Below are 19,292 nucleotides of genomic sequence, written 5' to 3' on the forward strand. Positions count from 1 at the left end.
GAAAACGGGGGGACCCGGTTTTACGAGAACTCGTGTATGATTGTCGGCACGGGACGCGCAGCAAACGAATTCTCCCGAGCTTTAATGCATCTAACGGGAAGAACCGACCTAGTTTCTACAACGATGCTTCCTTTATATAATATAGTTCCTAGCCGACACCTTGTTCGGAAGCAACGTGCTTGGTGCGCCCGGTGCTATGAGGAGCAAAAACAAGGAGGCGGAGATATCTATGACATGCTTATATGGGCATTGCAGGTAGTTGAGGCATGCCCGATACACAGAACACAGCTTACTCACCAGTGTCCTCAATGTGGACAGGGCATGTTGCTACTAGAACGAAAAACACGCCCCGGATATTGCGCGAGGTGCGGTTCTTGGCTCGGTGACACTGATACTGAGCTTTTGGCTTCAAATCAAGACGTCACTGTCGCAACAATGGCGACTCAACTTATCGAACACTTTTCTCAGCATACCGGTAACGAGAAACCATCAGTCCCCCAATTCTTTGAGTGGGCAATTAATCACAAGACCGAAGGGAATAACGCCGCATTCGCAAGGTTAATTGGAGTGGCTAAGGGTACGCTAGCCGGATGGGTGCACGGAAATAATTTACCGCCGCTTCCTTTACTGTTAAAGAGCATGGTGATATCAGAAGCAACGCCACAAGTACTTTTTAACGCCACGGGCAAAACGCTTGGTTGCTCGAGACACAAGACGATGAGGAGCGTAAGCTGCGGCAGTGTAAGTGGATTCTTCAGTGACTTATTAAAGACGGCTGAGCCGCTATCGTTAAAGCAGGTTTCGACGTTATTAAGAAAGGACCGGAAAATGGTCCGCCAAAAATATCCCGAGTTCGCAAAAGCAATTACCAAGAGATTCGCCACTAACCGGGAAATGCGAAAGAATACTCGTAGAGAGCACCTTTCTAAGTTGGTTAAGGAGGCTGTAACGGAAATAAGTCGTGCTGGAATTTATCCTACGCGACGTTTGGTGGAAAAACGCCTTCAAAAGCCGGGTGTACTCCGCGAAAGCGCTTTACGCAAAGTATGGAACCAAGCAGTTAAGGAGGACATGCACTATGATGGATGACCAAGAATATAGAAAATGGGTTCAGATGAACCTATTCACTGATTTTGCAGATAAGCGCGTCAGCGAGATTCGTTCGTCGCCGCCGTCCCGAAACTGCGTTTCGGGTCAAGGTAATGTCCATGGTGCTTACCCAAGCCGAAAGATGAATGTAACCATTCAATACGAAAGCCACACCGTTGAGCGAAGTTTTTTGCTAGAGTATGAGCACGATTCGGACGTCTTAGAGTTTTATGACCAACCGGGACCGATTCAGGTTAGTTATAAGACACCCAGCGGGCGTAATGTCACAGCGCAGCACACGCCTGATTACTTTGTGATAAGGACCCAATGTGCAGGGTGGGAAGAAGTTAAGCCTGAGGCTAAACTCCAGGAACTAGCCAAGATACAACCTAACAGATACGAAAGAGAAACTGACGGTACATGGCGGTCGCGCCCAGCGGAAAAGTACGCGGAGCAGTATGGCCTGTATTATAGAATAAGGGTAGACTCGGAAATAAATGTTACCCTCACAGATAACTATGACTATCTGCGCAACTATATGGGAGTCCCAGAGTCTGTTGATTTAAAGCAGCGGACACTCATAAAAACTTACGTAGAACAAAATGAGGGCATAAGCCTGCTTAATGTTAAGCGGAGTTTCCCGGAGGCAGTTGACGACATCAATAATATGATTGTCGCGCGAGAAATATATGTGGACCTTGAGACATATTCCTTGCGTGACCTACAACGAGTTCCGGTGTTTTCGAAAGAGTCTATAGCCGAAATAACAGATACCCCCCAAGAACAGCAGAGGCAACCACCTTTCATTACCCCAATAGAAGGGGAGACGATATTTTGGGACGGCGTGTCATGGGAAATCGTTAATGCTGGTGGTACGGGCATTACGCTGAAGTCTGAAAAAGGGCAAGTAGGTTTTCTTGCCTATCCTGACCTAGAAAAGCTGGTCAACGGAAGGCTTATAGTACCCGGGCCCTCGACGAGAGTAGTTGGGGGTAAAACACTGCAGAATGCCAGCGAAAGCATGCTGAAAAAGGCTTTAGAACGGCTGAGTTTTGTGGAGCGGTATCTCAAGACTGGTGAAGTTCCAGCGCATGTGACAAGCCTTCGAACACTCCAGCGATGGGCGCACGCATATAACGATGCCAAGCGAACCTTGGGTTCAGGGCTTTTAGGGCTAATACCTTCAGAGGAACGTCGGGGAAATCGCTCATGCAAATTGCCGGCCGAAGTTAACGACGCGGTAAATGATTTTATTGTTAATCAATACGAAAGCAAAAGAGGTATGGGGCCTTCTGCAGTTTACGGTTTATTGAAAGAGGAGTTCGCGCGAAGGAATATTAAGCCGCCAAGCTTTCCTACTTTTTGCGCTCGTGTAATCGCTAGGCCCATATACGAGCAAGTCAAAAAACGATTTGGGAAAAGGGCCGCATATAAACATAAGCCGTTCATTTGGTTCCTAGGGCCAAGCGTCCCGAGACATGGAAGCTTTTTCATGCACATATGCCATGTTGACCATACCGAGTTAGACATCGAGCTAGAAAACCCTGAAACAGGGATAAAAAAGAAACCTTGGGCGACGTTTCTTATGTGCGCCTACACACGAACACTTCTCGCGGTTTACATTACGTTTGCGCCGCCATCAAGAGTATCTGTGATGATGGTGCTCAGGGAATGCGTTCGTCGCTGGAACCGATTGCCACAGGTGCTCGTGACCGATGGAGGCAAAGAGTTTCACAGCAACTACACCGAATGTTTGCTCGCGCGATACGACGTTGAGAAGAAGGTTCGTCCGCCCGCGCAACCCAGGTGGGGTTCAGTTTGCGAACGGTTATTCGGAACAGCCAATACCCAGTTCGTACACAACTTAATAGGCAATACAAAAATAATGAAGCAAGTCCGACTGGTTACGAAGTCCATAAACCCCAAGAACCTTGCTGTCTGGACTCTTAAAGACTTCAATGAGGCGATAATGGAATGGGCATATGAAGCATATGACACGAATGAGCACTCGACGTTAGGTATGAGCCCGCGCCAAGCGCGAGAGATGTCCGCAAGGAACCATGGGAGGCGGGACCAAAAAATTATCCGTTTTGATGACTTCTATTTAAATAGCATGATGCCGGTTCGTACGGGGACGGTGACAGTAAACAGTACAAGAGGCGTTCTTATCAACCGTTTACCATACTGGCACAATTCGTTTGGGCGGCTACATGGGGAAAAGGTCGAAGCATATTATGACCCCTTCAATGCTGGGGTAGCTTACGCCCGTATTAACGGAAAGGTGGTCGAACTTAGGAGCCCGTACTATAACTTTGAGAACTACGACTACTGGGATGTAAAGGCCGCCACGGAGGAACTGATTAGCAAAGGCATAACCCCCAATGGCAAATCGATTAGCACGCACTTGGCCAAATCTCACCAAAAAGAGGAGGAGCAAAGAGAGCAAGGTGAGGCTGAAGTGCTTGTAAATAATTATGATGAAGAAACTGATAGCGCTGCCGTCGATACTGTTGACTGTATCTGGGACGTCGCTAAAGGCGAGCTTCAAGTATATGAACAATTTTAACAGGAGAGTGAAAAATGATGGATATTCCGGCATTAGAAGCGAAGGACAAGTTCTTCAAGTATATCGCAAAGCACCCCAAAATCAAAGGACTTCACGAGGAGATAATCAGTATCGTCAAGGAGCAGGTAGGAAGCCCAATTGTGTTAGTATATGGACCCACTGGTGTCGGAAAGACAACGCTGCTAAAGTTGGTTGCAGAAACTCTAAACCAGGAAATGTCAGCAGATACGGGTTCTTCAGGGCATATTGCGGTTGCTAGAACAGAAGTAATCAGCCCGAGCCAAGGAAATGGAATCGACTGGGCCGACTTTTATCATCGACTGTTAGCCGACTTAAAGGACCCGGTTTTGCGACCTCAGGGCTCCCTCTTCCCGCAGACCTCGTTCGCGACGATTACTGAACGTCGAGGGGAAACGCAGTTACGTCGTACCCTTGAAAACGCAATTAAATTTCGACGACCTAAGGCTATTCTTATTGACGAAGCACAACATTGGTGTTCTGTCCGAAGCTCGTGGGTTCTCAGGAAGCAGCTCGATATCTTGAAGTCGTTGGCAAATTGTGCCGAAGTACCCATTATACTGTTTGGAACTTATGACCTCTTGGCAATGCGTAATTTAAATGGTCAGCTTGGTAGACGTTGTCGTGAAGTACACTTTCCACGTTATAATCCGAACGACCAAGAAGACATGAAAACGTTTTGCAGCCTGATTAATACTTTTGTGCAAGCAATGCCTTTTGAGAATAAGCCTGATTTGCTATCAGAGGTCGAGTTAATATTTCTAAGGACATTCGGTTGTACGGGAACTTTAAAGAGTTGGCTGGATAACGCAGTCTCCTTTGCATTAAATCAAGGGCATAAGGAACTGACGAAGGAATTGTTTATTAATAGAGCCCCGAGTCTCGAAACTGCACATGCAATAGCTAGGGAGACAATATATAGTGAAAATGCTATAAAGGAGACTCCAGAAATGAATCGCGAGTTGCGGGAGATGTTGCTTACATCAAAATTACCCGCCGCAGATATTCCGGCGCCTCAACGTATGCTCCCAATAAAGAAGAGAAGGGTCGGCGAGTGCAAACCTCAAAGACGAGCATGTGGTGGAATGTCCTAAAAAAGGCTGCTTCGCAGCCTCTTTTTTTGTACATTAAAGTTATTCTCCGCCATTATTTGCTTTAATAATAAATCTCCGCCACATTATGCTTTAGTATTAGGCTTTACGAGGGCTTGGAAAAGCGGGTCATACACCAAATCGCGCCAAGATATCCTTTAATAGAACGACATTTTATGCTTAAATGGACAGCGTAGTACGCGGGTTTTTTGTTGTTTGCTGTTTTGGTAGGTCACGGGTACCTCCACCAGCTAAAACCGGAAATATGGGTAAGACTGGATTATTGATACAAAAGAAGTGATCCCTTGTATCTTCATTGCGAATGGGAAAATATGGGTTAAAGTGGGGCCATTGCCATAATATTAAGCATGCAAGGTCCTATAGCGTTAAATTTGGGCGAGCCAACGTCGATGTTCTGGTGGAAAAATGTCGCAGATGGTTTCCCTTCCTCTATTGGGCGGCACAAAGATACAAGTTGAAAACCAAAATGCGTGGTGAACCCTAGTTGTAAATCGCCTCCAATTGTTGAGAATGTCTTATCTCTGATTACTCTTTCAATCACATTTTGCGGAGCTCTCCACCACTTTATATTCTTTTCGGGGAGGATAAGCCGAGCATCTTCGATAAGCTTAGCAATTTCAGACTTGTGATCTCCCAGTAGGTGAACGGTCTGCTCATCTGAAAAATCAATTTTGGAAACGTTAACTTGTATCGGACCGATTCCGGGGACAGGAGAAAGATGGAAAACCTGGAATTCGCTTTTTTTTATACAATAACCGCTGATTGCGACTTCGCATACGGGAGGAGTCCCTTGCACCATTGTCATTTGGTGTTCTTGAATTAAATGTTCAAGAAGGTTCTTTGCAAAGTTCGCAACGTCTTCCATGGAAGGGATTTCTCGTTGCTGCGTAGGAGAGGTTAGATTTCCTAGAAAATGACTAAGCAATGCATGGAGATTTAATCCCAGTAAAGAACTGCCAGCAAAAGAAAACCCAATTGTGTTCGTAAAATGCACCTTGTTGATAAAACCGTCGGGGCCTGCTTCTAAGCATGATAGGCGAATGGAGAATAACTTTGCACCGAAATCAAATACGGAGCTGGGCAAGGAAAGTCGGCTGTCACTGACTGACCATAATCTTGGTACCCCAGATTCTCTGTTTAACCAAGTTGCAACAATTGTCATTTTATGGCATCCTCCTATATGTGCTAGATTAACAAGATTCATGGGAGGTGTCAATGCATTGTAGCTGCAAAATTATTGGATTTGCAAGGTCACGCCTCGACTCCACCATGCAAATCCCACTAAAAATGACCACGATGTGACTAAGACACGATAATGGCCAAAGCGGACACCGAAATGGTGCAAACTGCTTTGGCCATTATGTTGTTCCTTCAGTTGAGTGTGAAGGAAGTCGGGCCTTTATTGAGAATAAAGCTGGCCAACCCCTTTGACATATATATAGTGCTTGGATCTGCGAAATTTTATAGGGTTTCCGCAAAACCACCGTCCCGGGACGGTGGTTTTGCGGTTGTAAGGGGCACTCCTGCATACAGTCCAATATATAGCTAAACAAAAGATACCATCTTCTGTCGAATACCATACCGTAAAATGGATATTTTGGCCATGAATAGGCAGGCAAATGTGATGCGCGCCGCGTGTTTATTAAACAATTTAGTATATATTGTTTGAATTTGGCATGGTAGAAAATACAGGCAATGGTACACTTGTGCGGCTGTTGCTGAATCTCATGATCCCCCACGGCGGCTCAATGAGTGGCCAGAAGCTGGCGTTTATTAAGCAGGCGGGTAAGATAAGATGCGTCGCCTTGCTCCGGAGAACCAGCATCAACTTACTGTAAACAGTCGGAGTTTTAGGAGCTACTTGAGCGAGGCTGGTGGAATACATAGAATGGCCTGAGGAGTCGTCGGCAAAGATACCATCGTAGTAGGCAATAGTCGGCGACACGATTCATATCTATCAGTAGGGAATGTCCCAAGATATTCCAAAGGTTTTGACTCGAAATCGTCAAACTATTGATTATCCCTATTTATAAAATTACCCTATACGACAGTGCTAGAAGCAGTTAAATTCCAAGGTAATGTGTGGATGCCTTTAATGTAAGATGATAGGCGTTCTAATTTCTTTCAGGAGGAGATGTGCTACTTTGCAGGGCCAAGCGGCGTACCAGTTAGCAAACGGAGAGAAGTATTATCGGTTTCTTCTCAACAGTATAACCGATGCTGTTTTTGTGTTTCTGCTGCATCCAATCGAAAGAGTGGATGCTTTTGTTGATGTCAACGAAGCAGCCTGCAAGCAGCTAGAATTCTCCAGAGAGGACCTTCTCCAAATGAATCCGACAGATATATGCGCAGAGGTATCGAAACGCGACATATCTTTGATTCTTAGAAAGGGTACTGACACAGAAACGGTGATTGAAACAGTGCTCCTAACAAAAACAGGGCGTGCGATTCCTGTGGAACTCAACGCCAATATTATTGATTTGGACGGACAGCGGCTTGTGATATTGGTTGCGCGCGATATAAGCCGGCGCAAGAAAGCGGAAGAACTTCTAAGGTTGAGACTAAAAAACGAGCAGATAGTTGCCGCAATATCGAAAAAACTGGTTTGCCCCATTAAAGATGTGGAAGGCAGAATCCAAGAAGTCCTGCGAGATGTCGGTGAGTTCGCTGGAGCCGATCGTTGTTTCGTCATACTGGACAAAGATGAGGGTTTCAGGAGCGAAATAACACACTTTTGGGCTAAGGAATATGATGATCGTTATACAAATTTTCAAAGCTTAGATCGTGAACAGTATAGTTGGGGAGTAGAGAAACTCTGGGAATACGACTACCTGGCGATCTCATCGGTGGGTGAACTGCCGCCGGAAGCTCGAAGCGAAAGACAGTTTATGGAGTACTTCGGTCTCAAATCGGTGCTGCTAATTCGGATAACGGTTGCAGGAAATATCATGGGTTATCTGGGGTTAGGCATGATTTACAACGAGATCGAATGGGATTGCGATGCAATCTCCTGGTTGAAAACAGTCTCCGAATTAATAGTCAATTCGGTCGAGCGCAAGCGCTTCTTCGAAGATATATGCATGCGGGAGAAGGAAAGGGAGGCGCTGCTAAACGCAATTCCCGATCTGAAATTCCGAATGAATCGCGAAGGCATAATAACCTCTGCGCAGGGAGGCACATTTGAGCCATTTCGCCCTTTTGCAGAGCAGGTTGGCAAAAGTTTGTACGAGCTTTTTCCTGCGGAACTGGCCGAACTTTATCTGGGCCACATTAAGGCGGCACTAACGACTGGAGTCGTACAGGTCTTTGAGTTTAAAATCAATACGGGAGAGAATAAGCAATTCCGTGAGGCAAGAATCGTCGCTTACAACGATGAAGAAGCGATAGTGTTGGTGCGGGATATCACCAGAAAGAGGGTTGCGGAGCAGGAAAACCTCGAAGCTCACAGACTGGTAGAGCAGGCGCAGACGATGGCCTCACTGGGAGTTATGGCCACCAGTATTGCTCACGAGATTAACCAGCCGCTTAACTCGATAAAGGTATCAGCAGCCGGGGCAGTATATGCGGCCAGAGAAAAGATTAGACACTCTAAGGCGGGTATGCTAAGAGAGTTCGAGTCGATAGCGAGGCAGGCAGACCGTATCGACTCGATAATAAAAAGTATCAGGGCGCTGGTCAAGCATGATTATTCCAGTCACGAGCCCGTTCTTCTACACGCCGTGGCCGAACGGGCGATCGATATAGTTGCCAATCAGCCGCTATTCGAGGGAGTTACCCTCAGGGCGAATATAGAGGATAATCTTCCTGCAGTGCGGGGAAACACTTTGCACTTTGAGCAGGTAATCGTAAATCTTCTGCAGAACGCCGCGCAATCACTTGTGGATGTAACCGGTCGTGAAAAGGTCATTGAGATTAAGGCCGTGGCTAGAGGGGGCATCGTCCTAGAGGTTCTCGACAACGGTACAGGCATAAGCGAAGAAGAACTGATGAGAATTTTCGAGCCGTTTTCTTCGCGACATCCCAAAGAGACGAATATGGGATTGGGCCTGGCGATAGTGCATAATATCGTAAGCGCTTATAACGGCCATATATATGCTTACAATAATTCTTCCGGGGGGGCAATTTTCCGGATCATCTTTCCACCAGAATCAGGAATTGCGGGTTAGGAGGTCGGTGTGTCAAATTAGCACTAATTGCGTCGTATTGTCACACTTCTTGCGTTTTCTATGTCGAGGGACAGCGTGCGGAGTGAATGGCACGCTTAATGCTAATAACTTTGTATCAGTGTAGTGGGGAAAGAGAGAGATAGAAAAGTGAAAGTTCTTTTGGTTGACGATGATGTTGACAGCCGGACAAGCGTAAGCCGGTTTCTCAAGGTATTGGGTCACCATGTCGACGAGTGCGGGAGCGCCGGCGAGGCGTTAATCAGGCTATGCGATAAATGTGATTTCCCTGTGGTGCTGTCGGATATCAAGATGCCGAATATGTCGGGGATCGATTTGCTACGTGCCGTTTCGCAGCTTTCCCTGGCGACGAATGTAGTGTTCTTCACTGGGCACGGTTCCATGGAATCGGCAATCGAAGCCCTGCGCATGGGAGCATACGATTACCTGCTCAAACCTGTCAATGTCGATGAGCTTGCGGCGGTCATAAATAGAATCGAAGAGCAGATATCGCCCACGAAGCGTGGAGACTCGTGCTTGAACGCACAACCGGATGAAAAAATGCGCAAGGCCAAGAGAACAAGCTGGGGAAATACCAATACAATCAACGTTTTTTCCAACCAGATGCGTCGGGTCGTAAATGCGGCGATAAAATACCATACGGACCGGTCAATACCGGTATTGATTGAGGGAGAAACCGGAACGGGTAAAGAGCTGATAGCCCGGCTTATCCATGACGGCGGCAAGCCAACCAATCAGCCGTTTATCGATATCAACTGTGCGGCGCTCCAGCCAAGTCTGTTTGAAAGTGAGTTGTTCGGGTATAAGGCTGGGTCTTTTACCGGCGGGATGAATAAGGACCAGCATGGCAAGTTCGACGCCGCACAGGGCGGAACGATCTTTTTGGACGAAGTGGGTGAGATTCCCCTGGAACTGCAGGCTAAACTGCTGCGGGTCGTCCAGGAACGGGAGTATTACCGAGTTGGCGGTCTTTCTAAAGTGCGCACAGATGCCAGGATGGTCTGTGCCACCAACGTAAACCTGACGGAGGCGGTGGCCGAAGGAAAGTTTCGTCAGGATCTTTATTACCGCCTCCGGATAGGATACATCTTCATTCCGCCACTGCGGGAGCGGAAAGAAGAAATTATGCCGCTCGCGATGTTTTTCCTGAACCAGTTTACCAGGCAAAGAAATAAGGGCTTTAAAAGGATAAGCGAGGAAGCTTCCCGGGCCATTTTGGGCCATCAATGGTTTGGAAATGTCCGCGAACTAAGGAACACGATCGAATGGGCGGTGTTCATGCATGATGGTGAGGAGCTTAAACCGGACCACCTGGAGAACGCCAATTTCGTGACTGATATTATCTCGGGACCGGTGGGGGCATTGCCTGAATACCTGGAGAAAAAGGGGTCGTTATTAGACAGACACGTCGACCAAATAGTATTGGACGCGCTGCGCAAAAACAACGGCAATAAGACGGCGACAGCCAAGTATCTGGGGATCTCCCGCCGCTCGATATACCGCCTGCTGGAGAAGGCGGCGAAATAAAGCGGTTTTCAGGCAATACAAAGGTAGCTGTGCGGAAATGGCACAATTGCCTTTCTTTTTTTTTGCTAGCGAATTATCCGCACAGAAGACCTTTGGCAGCAAGGCTTCGTGGCGATTGGCACGATTTATGCAACGATACTGCCGGTATCAAGCCGATAGTAGCCCCGCGTTGGAAGAGGTGTTTATGAAAATGACGAAAATAAGCTGCGATGTGTCCGAGTGCAGGCAGGTGCAGATAGCTTACCGCGAAATCCAGGAAAGGTATGCCGCTATACTCGGCGCGTTGCCGGATATGGTGCTGAGGGTGGATAACAGCGGCAAAATACTGGACCTCCATGTTCCCGATGGGTTTGTTACGCTTTTTGACAATAGCAAGGACTGCTTTGGAAATTTGTGCGAGTTTCTTCCCAAGAACCTAGCCCAAAAGTATCTTTGTAATGTTCACAAGGCCTTGGACGAAGGTAAATCGCGGTCGTTCACTTACGAAGTTCTTGTCAGCGGAGAAAAAAGGTTTCGCGCAGTGCGGGTCCTAGCAGCGAAAAGCCGTCAGGAAGTTTTGATTCTTGTCCGGGATGTGACGGAAAGCCATGAGGCTGAAAGTCGCTTAAGAGAAATGTCGATAAAGGATTCTTTGACCGGATTATACAACCGGCGGTTTTTTGAAGGCGAATTGCAACGGCTTGAAGACGGTGATCACTCCGCCATCGGGATCATAGCCTGCGATGTCGACGGCCTAAAACTGGTCAACGATTCTTTGGGACATATTACCGGGGATATGCATCTGAAGATACTGGCCGGGATACTTACGAAATGTTTCCGGGAAGAAGACATAATAGCCCGGATGGGCGGGGACGAGTTTGCTATTATATTGCCGGGCTGCAATGAGCAAATTTTGGACAAGGCCTGCCAAAGAATACGAAACGAGATCGAAAAGTGTTTTGCGTCGGACCGGTCGCTACCGCTTACGCTCTCGATTGGGTACGCGCTCAGCAGTGGGCAACGGGGCGACCTCAACGAAGTGCTGCGGGAAGCCGATAATAACATGTACCGCGAAAAGTTCCACAGCAGCCAAAGCACACGCAGCGCTATTGTGGAGATCGTAATGCGGCTGCTCAAAGCCCGCGACCTTATAACCGAGGCGCACGTTGCCAGAATCGAGGAACTGCTTGTGCGGTTCGGTAAGCGCCATGGGCTGCAGCACAATAGAATATCGACACTACGACTGCTCGCTAAATTCCATGATATCGGCAAGGTGGGGATTCCGGACCGGATACTGTTTAAGCCCGGAAAGCTGACAGCCGAGGAGTATCAGGAAGTAAAACGCCATAGCGAGATTGGCTACCGTATCGCCAAAGCGTCCGTGGAGCTCTGTCCGCTGTCAGATTTTATTCTCAAGCATCATGAACGCTGGGACGGCAACGGTTATCCGCTTGGCCTGACGGGAACCGAGATACCCCTGGAAGCCAGAATGCTCGCGATAGCGGATGCATACGACGCCATGACCAGCGATAGACCGTATCGTAAAGCCATGTCTATGGAAGACGCGCTAACCGAGCTTAAGTCATGCGCCGGAACCCAGTTCGATCCCTCCCTGGTAGCGATATTTAACCAATTGATCGAATCAGAAGCATACTCTACGCCGGAAAGCAGTGTTATATAAGTGGAAACTAATAAGATCTGGAAGGATGGCAAGATTATCGGCTTCGGTATCTTTCCCTTATTGTTGATTGCCGTTCTGGTAGTAGTTTTTCATTATTATCAGGAACATTATCTTTTTCATATCGCAGTCGAAGTGCTGACGACAGGCGTCAGTTTTGGTATGTTCATAATTGCCCTGAATACCTACCGGATTTCCCGCAACCACTTCTTTGTATTTTTGGGATTGGCCTTCGGCTCCGTGGGACTTCTGAATCTATTGCACGCGCTGGCCGGCTATGGATTTGTCGAGCATAAATTGTGGCTGGAGTCCTTGAGTCAGCAGCCATTATGGCTTGCGGCACGCTTGATCGAGAGCATCTCGTTGCTTGCCTCGTTTTACTTCCTGAGACGCAACATAAAATCGACGGCGATATTGCTGGCATATACCCTCATATTGGCGGTATTGGCTATATTTATCAGGAACGCGGATCAAAGGATGATCCTCGAAGTCGCCGGTCTAAACGTCGTGTTATTAGGCGGCGCGTTCTATTTGCTCAATAAAAACCGGGAGCGAATTGCCGGCGTGGTATACCGGTTTATGTTTCTGGCGCTGCTAACGGCCATCGGCTGTGAACTGATACAAGTAAATACAACCGTCGAATCAAATGCCTTCATGGTCGCGCATGTGCTTAATTACCTGTCGTTCTATTTCATGTATAAGGCGCTGATCGAGGCAACGTTGCAAGCGCCTTATCAAACAATGTTCCATGATTTATGCGCCGCAAACAGTAATCTTAAAAACGAATTATCGGGGCGCGAAAAGGCGGAAACTGCGTTAAAAACCAGCGAGAGAAAGTACCGCGCTGTTGTCAATTCCCTGCCGGATTTCCTCTTTCGTATGCTGGCGGATGGCACCATCGTCGAGATCATGCCGACAAAGCAGTTCGCCGCCCAGATCTTTCCCGGCGACGAAAGTAAGAATATCTACGACATTCTTCCGGACGATATCGCTGATAGCTATGTAGCGAAGGCGCGGGAGGCACTGACGGACGATTCGGTAAAAATGCTCGAATACCGGATAAATGCCGACGGCGTCAGATGTGACCGCGAAGCCAGACTGTTTTCCAGCGGTGAGCAAGAGGTGCTGGTGCTGGTCCGCGACGTAACCGAGCAAAACAAAAATCTTAGCGAAAGCCGCATGCTGTACCATGCCATTAAACAAAGCGCCAGCATGGTTGTTATAACCGACATCCAAGGGGACATTGTTTTCGTCAACCCCAAGTTTAGCGAAACCACGGGATATACGGCAGAGGAGGCTATCGGCCGGAATGTCCGGGTTCTGAATTCAGGGTATCATACGCAGGAACATTACAAGCGGCTTTGGGACACAATTCTCGCCGGAAAGGCCTGGTACGGAGAATTCAAAAACAAAAAAAAGAACGGTGAACTGTATTGGGAGTCGGCGAGCATCTCGGCGTTCCGCAACCGGGAAGGGGTTATCACCCGCTTCGTCGCCGTAAAAGAAGATATAACCGAGCGCCGGCTGGCTGAACAGCGGCTGCGGCAAAGCGAGAATAGATACCGGTCGTTGCTCGAACAATCCTCCGACGGCATTTTTACCTTTGACCCCAATACCGGGAAGGTCGAGGAGGCCAACAGCCGTTTTATGGCGATGCTCGGCTACAGTTCGGCGGAGATTGTGGAGCTTACTCTCGGGGATATCAGTGTATCGAAAGAAGCCGATGCTTTGGCGGAATGCCGGCAAAAGCTCGATGAAAATCAAACAGTTACCGGTCTCCGTCAATTTCGAACCAAAGACAATAGATTGCTTTTCGTCGAAATCAGCGCATCCATGGTGCTCGTCGACGCCCGGCATGTTGTCATGATCAATGTCCGTGACGTAACGGAAAACCGCCGCCGGCAAGAGGCGCTACACAATGATTTCCGCCTGGCCGCCGCTGTCCAGCACAGTTTTTTGCCGCCTCCTGTTACAATGGACCGGGTTTGCATCGAGACCATCTTCGAGCCGGTCCATCTCGTCAGCGGGGACTTATATGGCTACAAGTGGTTAAGTAACGGGAAAAAACTATCGGGCTTCTTATTCGACATCATGGGACACGGTCTGGCAACCACGTTAAAGACTTCAGCGCTAATGATTCTTTTTTCCCAGGCATTTGAAAGTGATATATCCCTGAAGGAAAAAATGGGCTGGGTGAACGCAGAGGCGATGCGATATTTTAACGATGACTCCTTCGCCGCCGCGTTTTGTTTCGAGATCGACCTTGACAACGGGACGCTTACTTATGTGGCCGGAGGGATCACCCATTTCTTAGCTTCGATAAACAGTGTGTCCGGTCAAATAGTGTGTGAAGGTTCGCTGGTAGGCATCGAAAACGATGCGGTCTATGAGGAGAATACCATCCACATCAGTTCGGGAGACAACTTCTTTTTTATCACCGACGGATTTCAGAAGCTTCTACCGCAGGATGAACTGAATTTGACAGATTTTGATGCGTCCGTCGCGTGGTTGCGCCGACTGACCCAGTCGGAGGGTAGACGCGACGACTGCTCCGCCCTGTGTATCTCAATCAAGTGATGAAAATCTCAATCGAAGGAGGAGATAAAAATGCTGGAACACCAAATTACGGCCGTCGACGACCGGGTTACCGTATCTCTTGTGGGGGATATATACGTGGAGGATGCGTCGGTGTTGCGGGAAGAGCTGCTAGAAAAAATACAGAGCGGGGCCAAATACTTCGAATTCGATATGACGAAAGTCGGTTATATCGACAGTTCCGGACTCGGCGTATTGGTCGCGGTTCAAAAACAGACCGTGAAGATGGGCGGGCGAGTGACCTTGAGGGGGCTCAACGGTCTGGTAAGCGAACTTTTCCAATTAACCCGGTTGAATAAGGTATTCGAGATTGTGCCATGACATACAAATTTAATTCATGTTTAAAACTGAGGTTTTACGATTGGGACGGTTTCCGCTATGTTCGCACTCTCATCCGGGAATACTTCCAACAATTTATCCCAAGGCACTCCATCCTTATGGAAGTGGCGATTAACGAGGCGGTGAACAATGCTCTCAAGTACGGACGGACCACGAAGGGAATTTCGCTGACACTAGGTGTGCGCAACAACGAAGTAGTCGCTGAAGTAAGAGACTACAGCGCAGGTTTTGATTTTCAGGAGCATCTGAAGCAGGCCGGCAGGGAGGAGTTTCCCGAAATGGTGCTGGACAACGACTGCGGGCGGGGTATATTCCTCATGAAAGCTGCGGCGGATAAACTGAGTTATAACAAGCGCGGAAACCGGGTCCGGATGACAAAAAAGATGCCGGGTAGTAGCGATATTTCCGGTTAAAGCCGATACTTCGGGATAATGAACTGATCGATACAAAACCGTAAGTTTGGAGGTTTGACAGGGTAAAGTTCTTCGCGCTGAACCCTGGAAGTTGAAAGACGCCAACGCGAAAGGAATTGACACTGGCTGGATGGCGCCCTTGACTGCAAAGTGGAGGTTCACTATTTCCTGGCGAGTTATACAGGCGTACTTTCAGGATGGGACGCTATCGACGGCAGCTGTCTGTACGGAACTCCACAGAAATATCGACGCAAGTGTTGACCAACTACCTAACGGTCCAAACTCACTTGTTATGGCGTTGAAGGTGACGAAGACACCACAAGCGTGTAACCAATAAAACACCCGAAGCACGGGACAAGGTCGGACAGACATCGCGTCGCGTACCCCGGCGGATGGCCGCCGATGAAATTAGAATATATTTTAGGGGGGAAAGAGAACATGAAAATGAATTTGACGATGAAAATGGTGGCTTTTTTCATGCTGGTGGTGCTGACTGCGTCGGCGGGGTTCGTCTTCACCATCATGGAGGTCAACGACACGGCGCGGTTGGTGGAGCAGGTCGACAAGGAAGATTTACCCCGCCTGCTCAAAACCAATCAGATCAGTAAAAACGCATCAGACCAGGTGGCTATCCTGCGCGGATATTATATCACCAGAGATCCGCAGCTGCTGAACGACTACAAGAAGGCCGCCGATGCCAACGAAAAAATCGAAACAGACCTTATCAACTCTGCACGGAGACCAGAGGCGAAACAACTGGCCAGCGAAATCAAAACCTTGGAGGACAAGTATCAAGAAGCTGCTGAAAAGAAATTTATCCCCCTGGTGCAGGCCGGCAAGCAGGAAGAAATGCTACAGGTGATGAGACAGGAACTGGTGCCTGCAGCCAAGGCCCTGATCGATAAACTCAACGAGGCCCAGGAGTATCGAAACAAGCGGATTAACGAAGCAATGCAGGAGGCGACGAACAACGCACGTCACGCAACGACTGTGGCCATCGGCGCCGCCCTGATTGCCGCTCTGCTGGGCATTGTTATCGGCTTCTTTGCGGCCCGCAGCATCGCCCGGCCGGTCAACCAGCTAGCGGCGGTGGCCCAGAAGGTGGCGGGCGGCGATCTGACCGAACAAGTGAAGGTGGATCGCCAGGACGAGATTGGCCAGTTGGCCACGGCCTTCAACACGATGGTAGTTCAGCTCAAGACTCTGATTCAGCAGATCAACGCCAACGCCGAACAGCTGGCAGCCTCGTCCGAAGAACTGACAGCCAGCTCTGATCAGTCGGCCCAAGCGGCCAACCAGATCGCGACCTCGATCACCGATGTGGCCAACGGGGCGACGGAGCAACTGGCGGCGGCCAACGAGACATCAGCGGTTGTCGAGCAAATGTCGGCCGGCATCCAGCAGATTGCGGCCAACACCAACCAGGTGGCCGAGCAGTCGGCTCAGGCTGCCGATAAAGCCAAGGATGGCGGCAAGGCGGTAGATAGGGCGGTCAGTCAGATGGCCCAGATCGAAGATACGGTCAACACGTCAGCCAAGGTCGTCGCCAAACTGGGCGAGCGCTCGAAGGAGATCGGCCAGATCGTCGATACAATCTCCGGCATCGCCGGGCAGACCAATCTCTTGGCCTTGAACGCGGCGATTGAAGCGGCACGCGCCGGCGAACAGGGCAGGGGGTTCGCGGTGGTTGCCGAGGAAGTGCGGAAGCTGGCCGAGCAGTCGCAGGAAGCGGCCAAGAAGATCGCCGAACTGATCGGGGAGATCCAGGGGGACACCGACAAAGCGGTCGTGGCGATGAACGACGGTACACGGGAAGTGAAGACCGGAGCCGAAGTGGTCAACGCCGCCGGGCTGGCGTTCGGGGAAATCGTGGCGCTGGTGTCGCAGGTTTCAAGCCAGGTGCGGGAGATTTCGGCGGCCGTGCAGCAAATGGCGAGCGGTAGCCAGCAGATCGTAGGCTCGGTCAGGAAGATAGACACCCTCAGCAAGACGTCGGCAGGCGAAGCTCAGAGCGTCTCGGCGGCCACTGAGGAGCAACTGGCTTCGATGGAGGAAATCGCGAGTTCCAGCCAGGCGCTGGCAAAACTGGCCCAGGAGCTCCAGTCGGCGGTTGCCAGGTTCCGGGTATAGGGAGGGGGAAATACATGGCGTCGGAACAATTAGTCGTCTTTCGGCTGGGGAAAGAGGAGTACGCCGTTTCCATCACCCAGGTGAAGGAAATAATCCGCTACGGCGGGGCGACAAAACTGCCCAACACCCCCGACCACATGGAGGGAATCATCAACCTCCGGGGAAAGGTAATCCCGGTGATTGATTTGGCGAAACGGTTCGGGCTGGTGCGCGAAAAGACAGACGGTGCGCAGGCGGTGATCGTGGAGGCGGCTAGGCGGGAAGTCGGAGTGGTGGTGGACGGGGTCACGGAGGTGCTGCGGATAGAGGACAGCGCCATCGAGCTGGCCCAGACGGTCTGCCACGCCGGGCAATTCCTGCGGGGCATTGGCAAGCTGGAAGGGCGGCTGCTGATTATCCTCGACCTGGACAAGCTGTTGAGCGAAGAAGAGCAACAGGCAATCGCATTCCCTGGGAGTTAATGTCAGGGAGGCCGCCCAGGCAGGCGGCCTCCCTGACAGACATACTTTCCAGAGGATGGTTAAGGCATTACGCCAAGCCTGATCAAAGCAACTGCGCTCGGACTCGGGGCATGCATAGTGGTTAAAGAGGCTTCGCCCGAGCTATATTTTTAATAACAAATATCTTACTGTGTGAGATTCACCTTCATCGTTTCAATTTTTGATAACGCGAATCCCAGGCATAATCTTGATCGCGGATCGTCTCCCGTGATTCATCATAGGTTGCAAAGATTTCTTCACTTAGTGGCGTAACAGCAGCTTTGTCGAGCCAGATCTGCCAGGGCGATTGATTGCCAAGAGAAAGATGAGGACGAAAACAATTGTAGTAATCCTGCCACTCTTCTAGCTTCGTAGATAACTCAGGATCGTACAGATCGACAGTGGCATAAAACTCATCCTTATCAGTCCTCTGGCTCCGCTCCACTTTTCCGTTCAGGTAAGGTGAGCCGGGGCGGATAGGGCGGAATTTGATGTGATACTCCATCAGCTTTTCCTGAAAGGAGTAAGCGAAAAATTCTAATCCACGATCTGTTTGAATCCGCTGGACAGGGAACGGCAGCTCCTCCAACACCTTCTCCAAAAAGTCCAGGGAGTTTTCGGCGGTTCGTCGCGGATACAGTCCCAAAACCCGGTATCGCGTGCAATCATCAATGGCCGTATATTGGTATAATCCCGGTCTAACCTTCATCACATCCACTTGAACCCGGTCGCCTGGTATGGAGCGATTGTAGCGGCGTGTCTTTTGCCCAGAGCGCTTCCTGCGGGGCAAAAAGGAGCACTGCTCTTTTACGAGGACTTTCTGTATCGTAGCCAGGCTGATTGAAAAGTCGTATAGTCGCCGAAGCTCATTGGCAATTCGGCGTGCTCCAAGTTTCCGTTTTCTTCGAAGCTCCATAACCCAACCATGCTCTAAATCCTGCACTTTCCGGATGGAGCTGTGGGGACGTCGGCTTTGGCTCTTAAGCCCCTCCAAGCCATGGTCTTGATACCGTCGCCACCACTTCCGAAGTGTCGGTCGGGATATGCCGCATCGCAAGCAGGTTAGGCCCGCATTTTTGGTTTTTTGATAGGTTTGAACCCATTTCCATCGTTTCAACATTTCTTTATCCATATCCAAAGTATTCCACCTCTGGGGTGAAACGATGTAGGTGAATCATACACC

Annotated in this window: 13 protein-coding genes; 11 read left to right on the top strand and 2 right to left on the bottom strand. The window is 49.4% G+C overall.

The features are described from left to right. The first annotated feature begins 321 nt into the window (after positions 1-321). Genes RIN56_06840 through RIN56_06850 form a run of 3 tightly spaced genes read left to right on the top strand, consistent with a single transcriptional unit; the run spans position 322 to position 4,767 of the window. Positions 322-1,089 (top strand): hypothetical protein, encoded by a 768-nt coding sequence (locus RIN56_06840; protein ID MDR7866521.1) that lies wholly within the window; start codon positions 322-324, stop codon positions 1,087-1,089. Next, complete coding sequence (locus tag RIN56_06845) at positions 1,079-3,655, top strand: TnsA endonuclease N-terminal domain-containing protein (protein ID MDR7866522.1); 2,577 nt, start codon at positions 1,079-1,081, stop codon at positions 3,653-3,655. Before RIN56_06840 ends, RIN56_06845 begins: the two co-directional genes overlap by 11 nt. A gap of 14 nt (positions 3,656-3,669) precedes the next feature. Beyond that, complete coding sequence (locus RIN56_06850) at positions 3,670-4,767, top strand: AAA family ATPase (protein MDR7866523.1); 1,098 nt, start codon at positions 3,670-3,672, stop codon at positions 4,765-4,767. A gap of 334 nt (positions 4,768-5,101) precedes the next feature. Here the strand turns inward: RIN56_06850 and RIN56_06855 are convergent, their stop codons facing one another. Next, positions 5,102-5,947, bottom strand: coding sequence for a hypothetical protein (locus RIN56_06855; protein MDR7866524.1), 846 nt, complete (start codon positions 5,945-5,947; stop codon positions 5,102-5,104). Positions 5,948-6,929: 982 nt separating this feature from the next. On the opposite strand from RIN56_06855, the gene RIN56_06860 reads away from it, so the two are divergent. The 8 genes from RIN56_06860 to RIN56_06895 all read left to right on the top strand — a co-directional run bounded on the left by RIN56_06860 (position 6,930) and on the right by RIN56_06895 (position 18,091). Beyond that, positions 6,930-8,951, top strand: a complete 2,022-nt coding sequence (locus RIN56_06860; GenBank protein MDR7866525.1) for an ATP-binding protein — start codon at positions 6,930-6,932, stop codon at positions 8,949-8,951. Between the two features lie 147 nt (positions 8,952-9,098). Continuing rightward, positions 9,099-10,496, top strand: coding sequence for a sigma-54 dependent transcriptional regulator (locus RIN56_06865; protein MDR7866526.1), 1,398 nt, complete (start codon positions 9,099-9,101; stop codon positions 10,494-10,496). Positions 10,497-10,680: 184 nt separating this feature from the next. Continuing rightward, positions 10,681-12,156: a diguanylate cyclase gene (locus RIN56_06870; protein MDR7866527.1), complete on the top strand. Its 1,476-nt coding sequence runs from the start codon at positions 10,681-10,683 to the stop codon at positions 12,154-12,156. Beyond that, positions 12,157-14,730 carry a PAS domain S-box protein gene (locus tag RIN56_06875; GenBank protein MDR7866528.1) on the top strand — a complete coding sequence of 858 codons (2,574 nt, stop codon included), beginning with the start codon at positions 12,157-12,159 and terminating at the stop codon, positions 14,728-14,730. A gap of 30 nt (positions 14,731-14,760) precedes the next feature. Next, a complete protein-coding gene (locus RIN56_06880) occupies positions 14,761-15,069 on the top strand; it encodes an STAS domain-containing protein (protein ID MDR7866529.1) in 309 nt (102 codons plus the stop codon). Continuing rightward, positions 15,066-15,500 carry an ATP-binding protein gene (locus RIN56_06885; GenBank protein MDR7866530.1) on the top strand — a complete coding sequence of 145 codons (435 nt, stop codon included), beginning with the start codon at positions 15,066-15,068 and terminating at the stop codon, positions 15,498-15,500. Before RIN56_06880 ends, RIN56_06885 begins: the two co-directional genes overlap by 4 nt. A gap of 444 nt (positions 15,501-15,944) precedes the next feature. Continuing rightward, entirely contained in the window at positions 15,945-17,630 is a 1,686-nt protein-coding gene (locus RIN56_06890) for a methyl-accepting chemotaxis protein (GenBank protein ID MDR7866531.1), read from the top strand. Between the two features lie 14 nt (positions 17,631-17,644). Further along, positions 17,645-18,091 carry a chemotaxis protein CheW gene (locus RIN56_06895; GenBank protein MDR7866532.1) on the top strand — a complete coding sequence of 149 codons (447 nt, stop codon included), beginning with the start codon at positions 17,645-17,647 and terminating at the stop codon, positions 18,089-18,091. A 184-nt stretch (positions 18,092-18,275) separates the two neighbouring features. Here RIN56_06895 and RIN56_06900 read toward each other — a convergent pair whose 3' ends face one another. Beyond that, on the bottom strand, positions 18,276-19,241 hold the full coding sequence (locus RIN56_06900; GenBank protein ID MDR7866533.1) for an IS481 family transposase: 966 nt from the start codon (positions 19,239-19,241) through the stop codon (positions 18,276-18,278). Between the last annotated feature and the right edge of the window lie 51 nt (positions 19,242-19,292).

The organism is Sporomusaceae bacterium, from assembly GCA_031460455.1.
GTDB lineage: Bacteria > Bacillota > Negativicutes > Sporomusales > UBA7701 > Anaeroselena.